Genomic DNA, 15,393 nt, shown 5'->3' with positions numbered 1-15,393 from the left:
CCGTCTCCTGTGAAGGACCCACCCCGACGGTCCGCGGTGGTCCACGGTCCGCGGTGGTCCGGTGGTCAGGAAGAGGAGGCAGGAGAAGGTCATGAAGTACCTGGTGATGGTGCAGGGCGCCCAGGCCGACTACGACGCGATGCGAGGGCAGTCCTCCGGGCACAGCCCGGCGTGGAGCGAGCCGGAGCTGCGGGCGATGTTCGCGTACATGAACTCGGTCAACGACGACCTCCGGGACAGCGGCGAGCTCGTGGACGCGCGGGGGCTCGTCGAGCCCGCCCGGACCCGGTTCGTCACCGCGGACTCCGAGGGACGGCCGGTGGTCCAGGAGAACCCCTACGGGGCGACGACGGAGGTGACGGCCGGGTACTGGGTGCTGGACTGCGCGACCCCGGAGCGGGTCGCCGAGATCGCGGCCCGCGTCGCCCAGTGTCCGCAGCCGGCCGGTGCGCCGGAGTACCCGGTGGTGATCCGCCCGGTCGACGAGGGCGAGGGGCCGGAGGCCGGCTGACGGCCGCGCGCCGCGGCCCCCGGCACAGCGACGGACCCGTACGGATCGCCCCTCACGTGGCGACCCGTACGGGTCCGTTTCACTGCGACCGCGCGGCGAAGAACCGCCGGGGCTCACTTACCGCCGTTGTTGAGGCGGTTCAGGGTGGCGGAGAGGTCGACGCCGCAGGAGGTGGCGCGGTTGTAGGGCAGCTTGCCGAGCATCGCCGCCATGCCGCAGGTGTTGGTCAGGGCGGAGAAGACGAGGCCGCCGGCCACACCGGCCGAGAGCAGCTGGAAGAGCGGGTGGACCAGGACGCCGAGGAGCAGGCCCAGCAGGACGAGCGAACCGGCGGCCAGACGGACCTGGCGGTCCATGGCCCACGGGACGCGGACGGGGCCGCCGGCCGGGCGGTCGAGGGCGTTGCCGCGGGAGGCCCAGCCGCTGGTGCCGCCGACCAGGTCGAGGGTGGGGATGCCCTCGGCGGCGAGCTGCGCGCAGGCGTTGCGCGAGCGGTTGCCGGACTGGCAGACGATGAGCAGCTCGCCGCGCGACGCGGCCTCCTTCAGGGAGGGAAGGGCGTGCTTGAGGCGGTCGAGCGGGATGTTCATGGCGCCGGGCAGGTGGCCGCCCGCGTACTCGCCGGGCGAGCGGACGTCGATGACGGTCAGCTCGTCGAGGCGGGTGCGGATCTGGTCGGCCTCGACGGTGCGGGTCGTGGTGGTCATGGCAGGTGTCATCCTTGGTCTTCGACGGGACCCCGGATCGGGGGGTAACTTACCCCCGGGGGTATCTGTGGAGGAGTGGTTGTGGAACTGGATCTCGCGGGCGCCGAGCTGAAGGCCGTACTGAACCGGCTGCGCCGGGCACAGGGGCAGATCGCCGGAGTCATCCGGATGATCGAAGAAGGCCGCGACTGCGAGGAGGTCGTGACCCAGCTGGCCGCCGCTTCCCGGGCACTGGACCGGGCCGGCTTCGCGATCATCGCGACCGGTCTCCAGCAGTGCCTGACCGACATGGAGAAGGGAACGCGGACCGGGGAGGACCCCGACCAGATGCGGGCCAGGCTGGAGAAGCTGTTCCTCTCGCTGGCCTAGGCCGGGATCCTGATCCTGATCCGGGTCACGGCCCGAGTCCGGGTCCGGCTCCGGGCCGCGTCACGAGCGCGAGCTCGTGCGTCATCCCGGCCCGGCCGCTCGGCGGCTCTCGGCTAGATGAGCAGGTCGACCAGCATCACCACCGCCACCAGGAGCAGCATCACGCCGAAGATCCGGCGCAGCTTGTCTCCGGGGATACGTTTCGCCAGCCGCCGCCCGTCCCAGGCACCGAGCACCGCCGCGCCCGTGAACGGGGCGACGATCCGCCAGTCCATGTGCGCGGCACTGCCGAACCGCGCGAGCAGGGCGACCAGCGCGTTGGCCCCCACGACGAAGAGGCTGGTCCCGACGGCCGGACGCATCTTCAGGCCGACGACCTGGACGAGCGCCGGCACCGTGAGGAACCCGCCGCCGACACCCAGGACACCGGTCACGGCACCCAGTCCGGCACCCGCGCCCGCGACGGCCGGCGTCGAACGCCGTACCGCCTCGGCCTCCGGGGTCCGGCGGACCATCCGTACCGCCGCGAAGCCCGCCACCAGGGAGAAGCCAAGGGTCAGCAGCCATTCCGGCAGCCGGGCGGAGGCCAGTCCGCCGAGTGCCGCGGGCACGATTCCGGCGGCCGCGAAGAGCGCGCCGGTGCGCCAGCGCACTTGACCGTCCCGCGCATGTCCGTACAGTGCGGTCGCGGAGGTCGCGAGCACGATGAACAGACTCGCCGTGGCAGCGGCGGTCGGGGTGAGGCCGAGCAGGTAGATCAGCGCTGGGACGGCGAGCACACTGCCGCCTCCGCCGAGTGCCCCGAGCGAAAGCCCGACGACGGCACCGGCCGCGAGGGCGATGAGCAAACCTGCACTCCTTCCAGGAACGGGACCCCCGATAGTCCCTCGTTACCCCCCGGGGTATACAGCCGACCATAACAGAAACAGAAGTACCCCCGGGGGTATACGACCCCGGGGGTACATCACATTCGCGGCGCGTGGTGCGCGAGGCACCCGTGCGTGGCGCGCGTCAGTCGGCCGCGAGACCGTTCAGGCGCTTGGCGATCTTCGTCAGGCGCGCACCCTGGTAGCGGGCGGCGGCGAGGACGTTCTCGCCCGGCTCGCCGTTGGCGCCCGGGTGGGCGGTGCCGTAGGGGTTGCCACCGGCCGCCGAGACGGACGGGTCGGTGAAGCCGGGCGAGACGATGACCGAGCCCCAGTGGTGGAAGGTGTTGTAGAGCGCGAGCAGCGTGGACTCGTTGCCGCCGTGCAGGTTGCCGGCACTGGTGAAGCCGGTGGCCGGCTTGTCGGCCATCACGCCGCGCTGCCACTGGCCGCCGCTGATGTCGATGAACTGCTTGAGCTGGGCGCTGATGTTGCCGAACCGGGTCGGCGAGCCGAGCGCGTACGCGTCCGCCCACTCGAGGTCCTCCAGCGTGGCGACCTCGACCTGGTCCACGGTGGCGTCCACGTGGGCGCGCCAGGCCGGGTTCGAGTCGATCGCGGCGTCCGGGGCGAGCTCGGCCACCCGGCGCAGCCGCACCTCGGCGCCGGCCTTCTCGGCGCCCTCGGCGACCGCCTGGGCGAGCTGGTGGACGTTCCCGGTGGCCGAGTAGTAGATGACGGCGACCTTGACGGACATGCTGAGCCCTCCTGAGGACCTGGGAAAAGACCTGGAACAACGCCCCTGGAAGAAACGGATTGCTTTCCGCTTCGATGGATGAGACTAAACGGAGGACTATCCGTTTCGCAAGGGCCCCAGGTATGCTCGAAGTGACGAGGCGACCAAGGGGGAGGCGCGGGCGGCCGCCGGACGGCGCGCCGCCGAAGCCGGGAGCACGCGCGGACGAGAGCCGGGACGAAAGGCGGGCACCAGCCGATGAGCACCAACGAACCGCAGGCCACCACGGGTCCGGCGGAGCGGCCGGTGGGACGGGAGACCGAGCGGAGGACCGAGCGGGCGGCGGTACGGGCCGCCGTGACGCCGTCGAGCCGGCCCGTACCCGCGCTCACCCTGCTCCCGACGCCCGGCGACCCCGCCCCCGAGCGCGCCGACGCCGCCCGCAACCGCCGCAAGATCCTCGACGCGGCCGCCCGGATCGTCGCCGAGGAGGGACCCGGCGCCGTCACCATGAACCAGGTCGCGCACGCGAGCGGCATCGGCGTCGGCACGGTCTACCGCCGCTTCGGTGACGTCTCGCAGCTGCTGTGGGCGCTGCTCGACGACCGCGAGCGCCGGTTCCAGGAGGCGTATCTGAGCGGCCCGCCGCCGCTCGGCCCCGGCGCGCCCGCCGCGCGGCGCCTCGACGCCTTCCTCGACGCGTACGTGGACCGCGTCGTCGAGCAGGGCCCGATCCTGCTCGCCGCCCAGTCCGCGGCGCCGACCGCCCGCTACACCAACGGCGCCTACCTCGCCACGCACGCCCACGTCACCCTGCTGGTCGCCGAGGCCCGCCCGGACGCCAACGCGCCCCTCCTCGCCCACCTCCTCCTGGCCCCCTTCTCCCCGAGCCTGATCCACCACCTGACGGAGGAACGCCACCTGACGGCGGACGAGCTGAAGGCGGGCATGCGCCAACTGCTCCACGGCGACGCGCCACTCGACCTCCACGGCACTCACGGCACTCACGGCACTCACGGCACTCACGACGCTCACGAGACGCGCTAGAGGGGCGTCGACGGGGTCGACAGCGGGACATATGCCAGGCCGTCGTATTCCGTCGCCGGAGTCGTCGGCATGGAGTTCCAGTGGTAGACGCCGCGGGCGACATAGGCGCCGTACGAGCGGCTCGCCAGGGTCTCGTGCGGCCAGGACTCGGCCGACGCGCGCAGATCGTGTACGTACGGGCCCCGGCCGCCGGCCCCGAGCCGTGCCTCCAGCGAGCCGGGCGGAGGCGGGCCGACGCGGTTGACGGCGACGGGTGAGGGGCGTCTCGTCCGCGGGCCCCAGGGGCCCGGCCACATCCGGCGGGCCCGGAAGGCGCCCTCGCCGAAGAAGAGGCCGAGGGCGTAGTACGCGGAGCCGTACCGCTCGCGCAGCCGCGCGCCCAGCGAGGCGCCCTGGACGGCGATGTGGCCGTTGTGGGCCCAGAGCGCGATCCGCGCGTCCGGGTCGGCGGTGAGCAGTTCGCCGACCGCGTCCGTCATATGCCCGTCGCGCACCCGCCCCACCTCGGCGGGCGACGCGCAGGTGACGACGTCCGCCGCCCGCACCAGGATCCGCGCGTGGCGCTCTCCTTCCGCGTCGGCCGGCACCAGCGCCCGTACGAGAGCCGTCAGTTCGTCACGTCGCTCCGGATACTGCCCCGGATGCGCCTCCGCCAGGACCGCGAGCCCGTCGGCGCTCCCACCCCGGCCCCCCTTGCCGTCCGTCCCGCCGGAGGCGAAGTACGCCACCGACGCCGCGCACCGCTGGGCGTCGATGCCCGCGAATCCGACCTGGTCGGCCGCCGCCCGGCCCCGGTTGTAGGCGCGCAGCCAGTCGAGCAGGTCCAGCACCTCACGGGTCCGCCAGACCCAGAAGCCGAGCCCGGTCAGGGCCGCGGCCCCGTCGGCCGCCGTGCCCCGGCCCCGTACGTACGCGTCGACCGCGGGTGCGGCCGAGGCGCTGGCCTCCATCGCGAAGGTACGGAAGCCGTGTGCGGTGACCAGGTACTCCACCAGCCGGTGCTTCAGCCGGAAGAACTCCGCCGTGCCGTGCGTGGACTCGCCGAGGCCGACCACCCGCACCCCGCCCCCCGCGGCCGGAGCACGCACCGCCGCACCCAACTGCCCTAACCCGTCAAGGTCGTTCATGCGTGCGACGCTACCCCGGGTGCCGCGTCGGAATCCGGCGGCGCGGGACGGAGGCGGCCAGTAGTGTCGGCGGGATGTTCGCTGAGCTCGCACCCCATGACGAAGGCATGCTCGACGTCGGCGACGGGAACCACGTGTACTGGTCCGTCGCCGGAAACCCCGAAGGAAAGCCCGCGCTCGTCGTCCACGGCGGCCCCGGCTCCGGCTCGTCCCCGAACGCGCGCCGGGTCTTCGACCCCGCGGTCTACCGGATCGTCCAGTTCGACCAGCGCGGCTGCGGTCGCTCCACCCCGCACGCGAGCGACCCGGCCACGGACCTGTCCGTCAACACCACCGACCACCTGATCGCCGACATGGAACGGCTGCGGATCCACCTCGGCATCGACCGCTGGCTGCTGTACGGCGGCTCCTGGGGGTCCACGCTGATCCTGGCCTATGCCGAGACGCACCCGGAGCGCGTCACCGAGATCGTGATCGCGGCCGTCACCACCACGCGCCGCTCCGAGACGGCCTGGCTGTACGAGGGCGTCGGACGGTACTTCCCCGAGGCGCACGAACGGTTCCGGGCCGGAGCGGACGCGCCCCCGCACACCGGAGGCCAGGACCTCATCAGGGCATATGCCGCCCTGATGAACCATCCCGACCGCTCCGTACGGGAGAAGGCGGCGGCCGACTGGTGCACCTGGGAGGACGCCGTCCTGTCGCTGGAGGGCCAGGGCACCCCGTACATGGACCGCGTCGACGACACCCGGCTCGGCTTCGTCCGCATCTGCGCGCACTACTTCGCGCACGGCGCGTTCCTGGAGGAGGGCGCGCTGATCCGGGACGCCCACCGGCTGGCCGGCATCCCCGGCGTCCTCGTGCACGGACGGCTCGACCTGGGCGGGCCGGCCGCCACCGCCTGGGAACTGGCCCAGGCCTGGCCGGACGCCGAGCTGCACATCGTGGCCTCGGGCGGGCACCTCGGCGTCGACGGGACCCGTACGCACGTGAAGGACGCCCTCGCCCGCTTCGGGACGGCGACAGGTACGGCGGCGGATACGGCGACGACGGGGGCGACACGTACGGCGGCGACGGAGACCACGCCGGAGCGGTAGGCCCGACACAACGGTGGGCCCGACACAACGGCAGGCCCGACGGCCCGGTCCGCCCCGTGCCCCGCTCGCCGGGCGGGCCGGGCCGCCCGGCGTGATGATCGGGGTATGAGCCCCGAGATCCACCTCGCCCAGCAGCCCGAGGCCGACGCGCTCCTCGGCCGCTCCCCGCTCGCCGCGCTCGTCGGCATGCTTCTGGACCAGCAGGTGCCGATGGAGTGGGCGTTCTCCGGCCCGTACACCGTCGCCACCCGCCTCGGCCGGGACGACCTGGACGCGGGCGAGATCGCCGCCCAGGACCCGGAGGCCTTCGCCGCGCTGCTCTCCGAGAAACCGGCCGTGCACCGCTATCCGGGCTCCATGGCCCAGCGGATCCAGCAGCTGTGCCGCTTCCTCGTGGACGAGTACGGGGGCGACGCGGAGGCGGTGTGGCGCGGCGTGGCCACCGGACCGGAGCTGCTGGCCCGGCTGGAGGCGCTGCCCGGGTTCGGCGAGCAGAAGGCGCGGATCTTCCTGGCGCTGCTCGGCAAGCAGTACGGCGTACGGCCCGAGGGGTGGCGGGAGGCGGCCGGCGCGTACGGGGAGCCGGACTCCTACCGTTCGGCCGCCGACATCACCGGGCCGGAGTCGCTCGCCAAAGTCCGGGCCCACAAACAGGAGTTGAAGGCCGCCGCCAAGGCCGCCAAGACGGCGGGGAGCAAGCCGAGGGCGGCGGAGGTCACGCCGAAGAAGGCCGCGCCCTCCACCAAAAAGGCTTAAAGCACCGGGAATTGTCCATTCCCCATGCCAATCCTGTGCCGCACGGCAGAAATTGTGACGAACCTGTTCACAAGAACACCTCGCTGTCGCTAGCTTCCCCTCAACCTCGCACTTACCGGGAAGGACTTCTGTGAACGCCTCGCAGCGCAGAGCCGCCGCCGTTCTGGCCGCCGCCGCCCTCGCCACCCCGCTGGTCCTCGCCGGCCCCGCCACCGCCACCCCCGCTCCCGGGGCCGCGGAGGCCCGCGACGCCGCGAAGCTGGCGAAGAAGCTGGTCGGCGAGACCACCGCCAAGGACGCCTTCCGGCACCTCCAGAAGTTCCAGGCGATAGCCGACTCGGCCGGCGGCAACCGCGCGGCCGGTTCGCTCGGCCACGACGCCTCGGCCGCGTACGTGTACTCCCAGCTCAAGCAGGCCGGTTACAACGTCTCGTACCAGAAGTTCGACTTCGTCTACACGGAGACGCAGGCCGAGAAGGCCGCCGTCGTCTCCCCCGCGCCGCGCGACCTCGCGATCATCGCGATGACGTACACCGCCTCCACCCCGGCCGGCGGCATCCAGGCCGACCTCGCCGCCGTCCCGGTCGACGCCGACGGCACCACCGGCTGCGAGCCGGGCGACTTCGCCTCCGGCACCTTCACCGGGAAGATCGCGCTCGTCAAGCGCGGCGGCTGCTCCTTCGCCGTCAAGCAGGCGAACGCCGCCGAGGCCGGCGCCGCCGGCGCGATCATCTACAACAACACCGACGGCACCCTGAACGGCACCCTCGGCGAGGCCGGTGCCGGCAAGGTCCCGACCGGCGGCATCACCCAGGCGGAGGGCGAGCGGCTCGCCGCCGACCTCGCCAAGGGCCCGGTGAAGCTGTCCCTGGACATCCGCCAGCTCCAGGGGACGCGCAGCACGAACAACGTCATCGCGGAGACCAAGGGCGGCAACGCCGCCAACACCGTGATGCTCGGCGCCCACCTCGACTCCGTCACCGACGGCCCCGGCATCAACGACAACGGCTCCGGCTCCGCCGGCCTCCTCCAGACCGCCCTGGAGCTCGCCAAGGCCACCGACAAGGGCAAGGACAAGGTCCGCAACAAGGTCCGCTTCGCCTGGTGGTCCGCCGAGGAGTACGGCCTGCTCGGCGCCGAGCACTACGTCGCCAACATGAGCTCCCTCGACAAGAAGGAGGTCAAGCTCTACCTCAACTTCGACATGATCGCCTCGCCGAACTACGGGCTCTTCGTCTACGACGGCGACGACTCCGACGCCGAGGGCTCGGGCGCCGGCCCCGCCGGTTCCGCCCAACTGGAGCGCGGCATCACCGACTTCCTCGACAAGCGCGGCGTCCCGCACGAGGGCACCGACTTCGACGGCCGCTCCGACTACGGTCCGTTCATCGACGCGAACATCCCCTCCGGCGGTACCTTCACCGGCGCCGAGGGCATCAAGACCGCGGCCCAGGCGAAGAAGTTCGGCGGCCAGGCGGGTGTCGCGTACGACGTGAACTACCACGCCAAGGGCGACGACATCCACAACATCAACATGCGGGCGTTCGAGATCAACATCGGCGTCATCGCCAACGCCGTCGGCACCTACGCCCACGACATCAGCTCCCTGAAGAAGCCGGTCGCGGCCCAGGGGAACGGCTACGGCGCCGCCCAGGACGCCGGTCGCGGCACGGGCAGTGGCACGGGCAGCGGCGGGATGCACACCGGTCACGCCGGCGTCGCGGAGTAGTGGAGTAGTGGAGTAGTGGAGTAGTTTTTCCCGGTCTCCCTCCCGGTCACCTTCCTGGTCCCCTTCTTGGTCCCCTTCCGGCTGCGCGCCCCGACCCCGCGGCCTAGCGTCGCCTCAGGGGGCAGAGCTGAGAGGTGACGCGCAATGGCGGGCAAGTTCGAGGTCTACAAGGACAAGGCGGACAAGTACCGGTTCCGTCTCAAAGCGGGCAACGGCGAGATTATCGCGGTGGGCGAGGCGTACGAGAGCAAGGCCTCCTGCCTGCACGGCATCGAGTCGGTGAAGGCGAACGCCCCCTCCGCCCCGGTGGTCGAGAAGGAGAAGGCGACGCCGTAAGAGCCGTAAGTGCCGTAAGAGTCGGGAAGTTCCCGGTCCCGCCGCTCCTTCGCGGCGGGACCTCGGCCTGTCCACGGAGGCCGTACCGCAGCCGTACCGATGCCATACATACGAATCGGTCCCGATTTGCCCCGGCATCGCACCGAGTTCGCGTGGCTGCGCCGGGAGCCGCGGGCCCGGTAGGCTTTCCGTGTGATCTTCAAGCGCATCGGAAACGGCAGGCCGTATCCCGACCACGGCCGGGAAAGCACCCGGCAGTGGGCGGACGTGGCACCGCGCCCGGTCCGCCTCGACCAGCTGGTGACGACCAAGGGCCAGCTGGATCTGGAGACGCTGCTCGCCGAGGACTCCACCTTCTACGGCGACCTCTTCGCGCACGTCGTGAAGTGGCAGGGCGATCTCTACCTGGAGGACGGACTGCACCGCGCGGTCCGCGCCGCGCTCCAGCAGCGCCAGGTGCTGCACGCGCGCGTACTGGAACTGGGCTGACCCGCCCCGTACGGTCCGGACGCCCCGGGCCGTACGGCCCCCGCGGCCAGGGGTGCGGGGGCCGGGTGGGATGACCCTTTCGGGCCCACTTCACGCCCGTCCGGACGCGATCACATGATCATCCAGTAGGCATCCCCGACAGCCCGCACTACGCTGCGTCCATGAGCATGCTCACTCCCCCCGGAATGGGCGGAAAGTACCGCATCACGGGGGATGTCTATCCCCGTATGCGCCGCCCCCAGCGTCGGCGCAGGATCGTTCTCGGGGCGGCGGCCGCCGTGCTCGTGCTCGGCGCGGCCGGCTGGGGGACGTACCAGCTCGTCGACGTCTTCTCCGGCGGCGACGGTAAGAAGACGACGGCCGCCGGCAAGCCCAGCGACTGCAAGCCCGCGCCCAAGCCGACCGCACCGCCCGCCGCGGCGCTCCCGAAGCCGGCCCAGATCACCGTGAACGTCTACAACGCGACCCCGCGCGGCGGCCTCGCGAAGGCGACCGCGGACGAGCTGAAGAAGCGCGGCTTCCTCATCGGGAAGGTGGGCAACGCGCCCGCCGCCCTCGACAAGAAGGTCCCCGGCACGGGCCTGCTGCTCGGCGCGCCCGGCGCGACCAAGGGCATGTTCTCCGTCGTCGGCACCCAGCTCAAGGGCGCGACGACGAAGGTCGACACCCGCACCACCGCGGACGTCGACTTCGTCATCGGCACGGCCTTCAAGCAGCTCGACCCCAAGGCCGCGGCGGACGCCGCCCTCACCGCCCTGAACAAGCCGAAGCCGGCCCCCGGGCGCTGCTGACCCCGCCGCGGCCGGTACAGCACGAAGGGCGCCCGTCCCCCTCGTACATACGAGGGGGACGGGCGCCCTTGCGCCCTCGCGTGTCGCGGGGGAGGACTAGTCGGCGGTGCCGTACATGCGGTCGCCCGCGTCGCCGAGGCCCGGCACGATGTAGCCGTTCTCGTTGAGCCGCTCGTCGACCGAGGCCGTCACGACGGTCACCGGCGTACCTGCCAGCTCGCGCTCCATGACCGCGACGCCCTCGGGGGCGGCGAGGAGCACGACCGCGGTGACATCGTCCGCGCCGCGCCGGATCAGTTCCTTGATCGCCGCGACGAGCGTGCCGCCGGTCGCCAGCATCGGGTCCAGGACGTACACCTGGCGGCCGGACAGGTCCTCCGGCATCCGCGTCGCGTAGGTCGACGCCTCCAGCGTCTCCTCGTTGCGGATCATCCCGAGGAAGCCGACCTCGGCGGTCGGGAGCAGCCGCACCATGCCGTCGAGCATGCCGAGACCGGCGCGCAGGATCGGGACCACGAGCGGGCGGGGGTACGAGAGCTTCACGCCGGCCGTCTTCGTGACGGGGGTCTCGATGTCGACCCGCTCGGTGCGCACGTCCCTGGTCGCCTCGTAGGCGAGCAGGGTGACCAGCTCGTCGGCGAGCCGGCGGAAGGTCGGGGAGTCCGTGCGCTTGTCGCGCAGAGTGGTGAGCTTGTGGGCGACCAGCGGGTGATCGACGACGTGGAGACGCATGCCTCAACAGTAGCCCGGCCGGTGACGGGCGCGGCACAGCGGCCGGGGTGACCCGCGGGGTGGTGCCGGCCCGGGGCGGCGGGGGAAGGTGGGGACACAGGGACCCAGCCGTGGGGTGGTGTGGCCGATGCCCGACCCGAAGAAGACGCCCGGAACGCCCGGAATGCCTGGTGAGGCGGCCGGAGCGGAGGCTTTCGACCCTCCGCCGCTCCCGAGGGAGTACCCACCGGCTTCGGGCCCTTCCCGGGCCTCCGGGTCGAACCCCGGGCCCAGCCCCGAGCTCGGGGCCGGGCTCGGGGCCGGGCCCGGCCCCGAGCCGGACACGCCGGACCCGGACGCGAACCCGGAGGCGGACCCGGACGCGGACCCGGAGGCGGACCCGGAGAGCGAGCGCCGGCGGCGGCGCGCGCAGTTCCTGCGCGACCTGCACGAGGCCAAGGCGCTGCGCGAACGCGTCCAGCCCCGGCGCGCCCGGGCGGCCCGGATGCGGCAGGCGATGCGGATGCGTTCGTTCCGGTGGTGAAGGGGCCGATCGAGGTAGTGCACCCGGGTGACCTGCGGGAAGTCCCGCGAGGCCGTGCGCCCCTGCGTGCGCCGGGGTCGCGCGCCCGCCCGATCGCGGTGTCGTTCAGACTGATGCACGACGCAAGAGCCGAAGACCTCTCCTGACGGCGAGGTTTCTGTCACGATGCCGATTGGGCGGGGCATCAGGAGCGCGCCGCCGGTCATCACACCTCTGGACAGTGGGAGAGTCAGGTGTACTTCGCCGCACTGCTCGCGCGCACCGAAGACGGGTGGGAAGCGAGCGATACAGAGCTCGACGACGTGGAAACGCTGGCGGACCTCGCCGAACTGGCCCGTGAGGCCGCCGCCGACGACGGAGAGACCGTGATCGTCTTCATCGAGCAGGAGGACGCCTGGTTCGGCGTCGTCCGGGTCGACGGCGAGGACGACCCACGCGTGTTCGTCTCGAACGGCGCCGCCGCCGCCCGCTCCTCGTACGGGGAGATCCTCACCTCGGAGATCCTCGGCGACGAACCGGACGACGCACTCGACGAACTGACCGACCTGGACGGCACGGAGGACGGCGAGCCGGAGGCCGCGGACGAGGACGACGAGGCGGCGGACAGCGCCGCGGCCGTCGCCCCGCCCGGGCCGCTCGGCGAGACGCTCATCCTGGCCGACCTCGGCATGGACGAGCAGGCGCTGCTCGGTCTGGAGACCGGCGACGCCCTCGGGGAGATCGCGGACGCCATCGGCGCCGCGGACATCCTGGAGGCCGTCCGCTAGTGCCCCGCGCAGCACACGGCGAGGACACCGGCGCCGCCCCTCGCCCCGAACCCGTACGGGAGCCGATCCGGGAGCCGGTCCCGGAACCGGTCCATGAACCCGCCGCGGGATCCGGACCGGGCCCCGCGATGGACCCCGTAGGGGATCCCGTACGGGACCCCTGGCGTGCCCCGATGCGGTACGCGCTCGCCGAGGCCGACCTGGCCGCGCTGGCCGGTGACGTACCGGTCGGCGCGGTCGTGCTCGCCCCGGACGGCTCCGTCCTCGCCACCGGCCACAACGAACGCGAGGCGACCGGCGACCCGACCGCCCACGCCGAGGTGCTCGCCCTGCGCCGGGCCGCGGCGGCGACGGGCGAGTGGCGGCTGACCGGCTGCACGCTCGTGGTGACCCTGGAGCCCTGCGTGATGTGCGCGGGGGCCCTCGTCCAGGCGCGGGTCGAACGGGTGGTCTTCGGCGCCTTCGACGAGAAGGCCGGCGCGACCGGCTCGCTCTGGGACCTGGTCCGCGACCGCCGCCTCAACCACCGCCCCGAAGTGATCCACGGCGTACTGGAGGCGGAGTGCTCGGCCCAGCTGACCGCCTTCTTCCGCACCCGCTGACACCCGGCCGACGACCCCGCCGACCTGCGCGGGGATACGGATTTCAGTCCTGGGCGCCTTTGGGCTAAGCTCTCTCTCGGTAGCGTGTCCGAGCGGCCGAAGGAGCTCGCCTCGAAAGCGAGTGTGGGGAAACTCACCGAGGGTTCAAATCCCTCCGCTACCGCTCTCGAACCGCCCCTGATCTGCGACAGCAGGTCAGGGGCGGTTCTGCGTGTGCCCGCTCAGTCTCCCGGCGCCTCCCCCGGCTCCGTCGGCCCCTCCACTGATGCCGCCGGCCCCACCGGCTCCTCGCGCTCCTTGGCCAGACGGGCGGTCAGCCGGAGGACGGCGTCGTTGGCCGCCGGGTCGCCGACGGTGACGCGGACGCCCTCGCCCGCGACGGCGCGGACGAGGATGCCCTCGCGGGCCGCCGCCGCGACGAAGGCGGCCGAGCGGGAGCCCAGCGGCAGCCAGCAGAAGTTGGCGGCCGACGGCGCCACCTCCCAGCCCTGCCCGCGCAGTTCCGCGGTGAGCCGGTCCCGTTCGGCGACGACGCGGTCCACGCGCGCGTACACCTCGGACCGCCGGGCGAGAACGGTCCGCGCGGCCGCCTCGGCGACGGTGCCGACGGCGAAGGGCAGCAGCCGGGTGCGCAGGACGTCCGCCACCTCGCGGCGGGCGAGCGCGAAGCCGACGCGCAGGCCGGCCAGCCCGTACGCCTTCGAGAAGGACCGGAGGACCACCACGTTCGGCAGGCCGCGGTAGACGTCCGGCCCGTCGAGGGTGTCCTTGTCCCCGGCGAACTCCCGGTACGCCTCGTCCAGGACGACGACCACGTGCTCCGGGACCGCGCGGAGGAAGGCGAGCAGGGCGTCGGCGCCGAGCGCGGTGCCCGTGGGGTTGTGGGGGTTGCACACGACGAGCGCGCGGGTGTCGGGGGTGACGGCCGCCAGCATGCGCGGCAGATCGTGCCGGTGGTCCCGCAGCGGGATCTCGACGGCGGTGGCCCCGGCGGCGGCCACGGCCAGCGGGTACGCGTCGAACGACGGCCGGGCGTAGACGACCTCGCCCCGCCGCGGGGCCGCCCACTGGATGACGTGCTGGAGGATCACGGCGGAGCCGGGGCCCGTGACCACGTCGTGCTCGGGTACGGAGTGGGTGGCCGCGATCGCCGCCGTCAGCTCCCGGGCGAACGGGTCGGGGTAGCGGTGCGCCCCGCGCAGCGCGTCCCGAAGCGCCTCGTCCAGGCCGGTCACGGGGACGGCCGGCATCTCGTTCAGCGAAAGCCGGTGCTCCGGGCCGGACGCTCCCGGTTCGGTGACTCCCGTCATGTCGTCGCACCTCCTCGCGGGTCAGGGACGCGTGGGAACGGTGAGGGCGTCGTCGAGGAACGCCGTGAGGTCCGCGGTCGCGCGGTCGCGCCCCTCGTCGTGGAACAGGCCGTGCAGCGCTCCCGGATAGACGCGTTCGGCCAGGTGGAAGCCGCGGATCTTCTCCACGCCGGCCCGGGTCTCGTCGATCAGGGCCAGCGGATCGGCGTCGCCGTGCAGCCAGAGCGTCGGCAGGAAGGCCAGGCTCTCGCCCCCGTTGATCCGTTCGAGGCAGGTGACGACGGACTCCAGGGTGTCCCGGACGAACGCGCCGTGCCAGATCAGCGGGTCCGCGTTGTAGCGGGCCGCCTCGGCGGGGTCGCGGGACATCACCGAGCCGACGTCCACCGGCATCTCGGGGATCTCCGCGAAGGCGAGGAGCGAGGTCGCCGTGTGCCAGGAGCCGAGCACGGGCGCGGCGAGCACGAGCGCGGCGAGGTCCTCGGGGTGGCGCTGGGCGTACCGGACGGCCACCATCCCGCCGACCGAGTGCCCGATCATCACCACGGGGAGCCCCGGGTGGTCCGCGCGGGCCCGCTCGACGACCGTGGCGAGGTCGGCGACCTGCTCGTCGTGGTCCGTCACGAGCGCGCGTGCGCCGCCCGAGCGGCCGCTGCCGGCGTGGTCCGGCGCGTACACGGCGGCGCCGTGCCGGGTCAGCGCGTCGGCCAGCCGGCCGTAGCGGCCCGCGTGGTCGGCGTACCCGTGCACGAACACCGCGAGATAGCGGGGCGCCGTCTCCGGCGGCCAGACGTGCAGATGGATCGGGTGCCGGACGCCGGCGAACCGCCGTGCCGTCGTCTCCTCGGTCATCGTTCCCTCTTCCCTTCGTCGCCGGTCCACCGAGCCGCGCGCGCCG

The 15,393-nt window shown here is 72.8% G+C and carries 19 protein-coding genes and 1 tRNA gene; 13 read left to right on the top strand and 7 right to left on the bottom strand.

Going from position 1 to position 15,393, the window contains the following annotated elements:
* Positions 1-91 precede the first annotated feature (91 nt).
* Positions 92-511 carry a YciI family protein gene (locus tag ABZ693_RS14455; RefSeq protein WP_359876324.1) on the top strand — a complete coding sequence of 140 codons (420 nt, stop codon included), beginning with the start codon at positions 92-94 and terminating at the stop codon, positions 509-511.
* 113 nt (positions 512-624) lie between these two features.
* Here the strand turns inward: ABZ693_RS14455 and ABZ693_RS14450 are convergent, their stop codons facing one another.
* A complete protein-coding gene (locus ABZ693_RS14450) occupies positions 625-1,218 on the bottom strand; it encodes a rhodanese-like domain-containing protein (RefSeq protein WP_359876323.1) in 594 nt (197 codons plus the stop codon).
* Positions 1,219-1,299: 81 nt separating this feature from the next.
* Here ABZ693_RS14450 and ABZ693_RS14445 point away from each other — a divergent pair, with 81 nt between their 5' ends.
* Positions 1,300-1,587 (top strand): metal-sensitive transcriptional regulator, encoded by a 288-nt coding sequence (locus tag ABZ693_RS14445; protein WP_359876321.1) that lies wholly within the window; start codon positions 1,300-1,302, stop codon positions 1,585-1,587.
* 113 nt (positions 1,588-1,700) lie between these two features.
* Here ABZ693_RS14445 and ABZ693_RS14440 read toward each other — a convergent pair whose 3' ends face one another.
* Both ABZ693_RS14440 and wrbA read right to left on the bottom strand, forming a co-directional pair.
* A complete protein-coding gene (locus ABZ693_RS14440) occupies positions 1,701-2,435 on the bottom strand; it encodes a sulfite exporter TauE/SafE family protein (protein WP_359876319.1) in 735 nt (244 codons plus the stop codon).
* A 163-nt stretch (positions 2,436-2,598) separates the two neighbouring features.
* Positions 2,599-3,210 carry an NAD(P)H:quinone oxidoreductase gene (gene wrbA / locus ABZ693_RS14435; RefSeq protein WP_359876318.1) on the bottom strand — a complete coding sequence of 204 codons (612 nt, stop codon included), beginning with the start codon at positions 3,208-3,210 and terminating at the stop codon, positions 2,599-2,601.
* 237 nt (positions 3,211-3,447) lie between these two features.
* Between wrbA and ABZ693_RS14430 the strand changes: the two genes are divergently transcribed.
* On the top strand, positions 3,448-4,236 hold the full coding sequence (locus ABZ693_RS14430; RefSeq protein ID WP_359876317.1) for a TetR/AcrR family transcriptional regulator: 789 nt from the start codon (positions 3,448-3,450) through the stop codon (positions 4,234-4,236).
* Here the strand turns inward: ABZ693_RS14430 and ABZ693_RS14425 are convergent.
* Positions 4,233-5,363, bottom strand: a complete 1,131-nt coding sequence (locus ABZ693_RS14425; RefSeq protein ID WP_359876315.1) for an erythromycin esterase family protein — start codon at positions 5,361-5,363, stop codon at positions 4,233-4,235. The two genes, ABZ693_RS14430 and ABZ693_RS14425, sit on opposite strands and share 4 nt — an antisense overlap.
* A gap of 74 nt (positions 5,364-5,437) precedes the next feature.
* Between ABZ693_RS14425 and pip the strand changes: the two genes are divergently transcribed.
* The 6 genes from pip (at position 5,438) to ABZ693_RS14395 (ending at position 10,561) form a co-directional block, all read left to right on the top strand.
* Positions 5,438-6,460, top strand: a complete 1,023-nt coding sequence (gene pip / locus ABZ693_RS14420; RefSeq protein ID WP_359876313.1) for a prolyl aminopeptidase — start codon at positions 5,438-5,440, stop codon at positions 6,458-6,460.
* Positions 6,461-6,565: 105 nt separating this feature from the next.
* Positions 6,566-7,216, top strand: coding sequence for an HhH-GPD-type base excision DNA repair protein (locus ABZ693_RS14415; protein WP_359876312.1), 651 nt, complete (start codon positions 6,566-6,568; stop codon positions 7,214-7,216).
* 130 nt (positions 7,217-7,346) lie between these two features.
* Complete coding sequence (locus ABZ693_RS14410) at positions 7,347-8,945, top strand: M28 family metallopeptidase (RefSeq protein ID WP_359876311.1); 1,599 nt, start codon at positions 7,347-7,349, stop codon at positions 8,943-8,945.
* 144 nt (positions 8,946-9,089) lie between these two features.
* Positions 9,090-9,281 (top strand): YegP family protein, encoded by a 192-nt coding sequence (locus tag ABZ693_RS14405; protein ID WP_359876310.1) that lies wholly within the window; start codon positions 9,090-9,092, stop codon positions 9,279-9,281.
* A 192-nt stretch (positions 9,282-9,473) separates the two neighbouring features.
* Positions 9,474-9,770 (top strand): type II toxin-antitoxin system VapB family antitoxin, encoded by a 297-nt coding sequence (locus tag ABZ693_RS14400; RefSeq protein ID WP_003955420.1) that lies wholly within the window; start codon positions 9,474-9,476, stop codon positions 9,768-9,770.
* A 161-nt stretch (positions 9,771-9,931) separates the two neighbouring features.
* The gene (locus ABZ693_RS14395; RefSeq protein ID WP_359876309.1) at positions 9,932-10,561 is read left to right on the top strand and encodes a LytR C-terminal domain-containing protein; all 630 of its coding nucleotides are present in this window, start codon (positions 9,932-9,934) and stop codon (positions 10,559-10,561) included.
* A gap of 96 nt (positions 10,562-10,657) precedes the next feature.
* On the opposite strand, the gene upp is transcribed toward ABZ693_RS14395, so the two are convergent.
* Positions 10,658-11,293: a uracil phosphoribosyltransferase gene (upp, locus tag ABZ693_RS14390; protein ID WP_359876308.1), complete on the bottom strand. Its 636-nt coding sequence runs from the start codon at positions 11,291-11,293 to the stop codon at positions 10,658-10,660.
* Between the two features lie 127 nt (positions 11,294-11,420).
* Between upp and ABZ693_RS14385 the strand changes: the two genes are divergently transcribed.
* The 4 genes from ABZ693_RS14385 to ABZ693_RS14370 all read left to right on the top strand — a co-directional run bounded on the left by ABZ693_RS14385 (position 11,421) and on the right by ABZ693_RS14370 (position 13,348).
* A complete protein-coding gene (locus tag ABZ693_RS14385; protein WP_359876380.1) occupies positions 11,421-11,816 on the top strand; it encodes a hypothetical protein in 396 nt (131 codons plus the stop codon).
* A 233-nt stretch (positions 11,817-12,049) separates the two neighbouring features.
* Positions 12,050-12,583 (top strand): tRNA adenosine deaminase-associated protein, encoded by a 534-nt coding sequence (locus tag ABZ693_RS14380; RefSeq protein ID WP_359876307.1) that lies wholly within the window; start codon positions 12,050-12,052, stop codon positions 12,581-12,583.
* Between the two features lie 128 nt (positions 12,584-12,711).
* Positions 12,712-13,185 carry a tRNA adenosine(34) deaminase TadA gene (gene tadA, locus ABZ693_RS14375; RefSeq protein WP_359876374.1) on the top strand — a complete coding sequence of 158 codons (474 nt, stop codon included), beginning with the start codon at positions 12,712-12,714 and terminating at the stop codon, positions 13,183-13,185.
* A 78-nt stretch (positions 13,186-13,263) separates the two neighbouring features.
* Positions 13,264-13,348: transfer RNA gene (locus tag ABZ693_RS14370), tRNA-Ser, on the top strand.
* Positions 13,349-13,406: 58 nt separating this feature from the next.
* Here ABZ693_RS14370 and ABZ693_RS14365 read toward each other — a convergent pair.
* Positions 13,407-14,495 carry a histidinol-phosphate transaminase gene (locus ABZ693_RS14365; RefSeq protein ID WP_359876305.1) on the bottom strand — a complete coding sequence of 363 codons (1,089 nt, stop codon included), beginning with the start codon at positions 14,493-14,495 and terminating at the stop codon, positions 13,407-13,409.
* Positions 14,496-14,516: 21 nt separating this feature from the next.
* Entirely contained in the window at positions 14,517-15,347 is an 831-nt protein-coding gene (locus tag ABZ693_RS14360; RefSeq protein ID WP_359876303.1) for an alpha/beta fold hydrolase, read from the bottom strand.
* Between the last annotated feature and the right edge of the window lie 46 nt (positions 15,348-15,393).

This window comes from Streptomyces laurentii, assembly GCF_040635425.1.
Taxonomy (GTDB): Bacteria; Actinomycetota; Actinomycetes; order Streptomycetales; family Streptomycetaceae; genus Streptomyces; species Streptomyces laurentii.
The sequence above is the reverse complement of the archived record's forward strand: the minus strand, read 5'-3'. Positions and strand labels throughout refer to the sequence as shown.

What these genes read in the sequence shown, in the direction of transcription:
- ABZ693_RS14455 (WP_359876324.1), top strand. Translation starts at nt 92, where the DNA reads ATGAAGTACCTGGTGATGGTGCAGGGCGCCCAGGCCGACTACGACGCG.
- ABZ693_RS14450 (WP_359876323.1), bottom strand. Translation starts at nt 1,218, where the DNA reads ATGACCACCACGACCCGCACCGTCGAGGCCGACCAGATCCGCACCCGC.
- wrbA (WP_359876318.1), bottom strand. Translation starts at nt 3,210, where the DNA reads ATGTCCGTCAAGGTCGCCGTCATCTACTACTCGGCCACCGGGAACGTC.
- ABZ693_RS14430 (WP_359876317.1), top strand. Translation starts at nt 3,448, where the DNA reads ATGAGCACCAACGAACCGCAGGCCACCACGGGTCCGGCGGAGCGGCCG.
- ABZ693_RS14425 (WP_359876315.1), bottom strand. Translation starts at nt 5,363, where the DNA reads ATGAACGACCTTGACGGGTTAGGGCAGTTGGGTGCGGCGGTGCGTGCT.
- pip (WP_359876313.1), top strand. Translation starts at nt 5,438, where the DNA reads ATGTTCGCTGAGCTCGCACCCCATGACGAAGGCATGCTCGACGTCGGC.
- ABZ693_RS14415 (WP_359876312.1), top strand. Translation starts at nt 6,566, where the DNA reads ATGAGCCCCGAGATCCACCTCGCCCAGCAGCCCGAGGCCGACGCGCTC.
- ABZ693_RS14405 (WP_359876310.1), top strand. Translation starts at nt 9,090, where the DNA reads ATGGCGGGCAAGTTCGAGGTCTACAAGGACAAGGCGGACAAGTACCGG.
- ABZ693_RS14395 (WP_359876309.1), top strand. Translation starts at nt 9,932, where the DNA reads ATGAGCATGCTCACTCCCCCCGGAATGGGCGGAAAGTACCGCATCACG.
- upp (WP_359876308.1), bottom strand. Translation starts at nt 11,293, where the DNA reads ATGCGTCTCCACGTCGTCGATCACCCGCTGGTCGCCCACAAGCTCACC.
- ABZ693_RS14385 (WP_359876380.1), top strand. Translation starts at nt 11,421, where the DNA reads ATGCCCGACCCGAAGAAGACGCCCGGAACGCCCGGAATGCCTGGTGAG.
- tadA (WP_359876374.1), top strand. Translation starts at nt 12,712, where the DNA reads ATGGACCCCGTAGGGGATCCCGTACGGGACCCCTGGCGTGCCCCGATG.
- ABZ693_RS14365 (WP_359876305.1), bottom strand. Translation starts at nt 14,495, where the DNA reads ATGACGGGAGTCACCGAACCGGGAGCGTCCGGCCCGGAGCACCGGCTT.
- ABZ693_RS14360 (WP_359876303.1), bottom strand. Translation starts at nt 15,347, where the DNA reads ATGACCGAGGAGACGACGGCACGGCGGTTCGCCGGCGTCCGGCACCCG.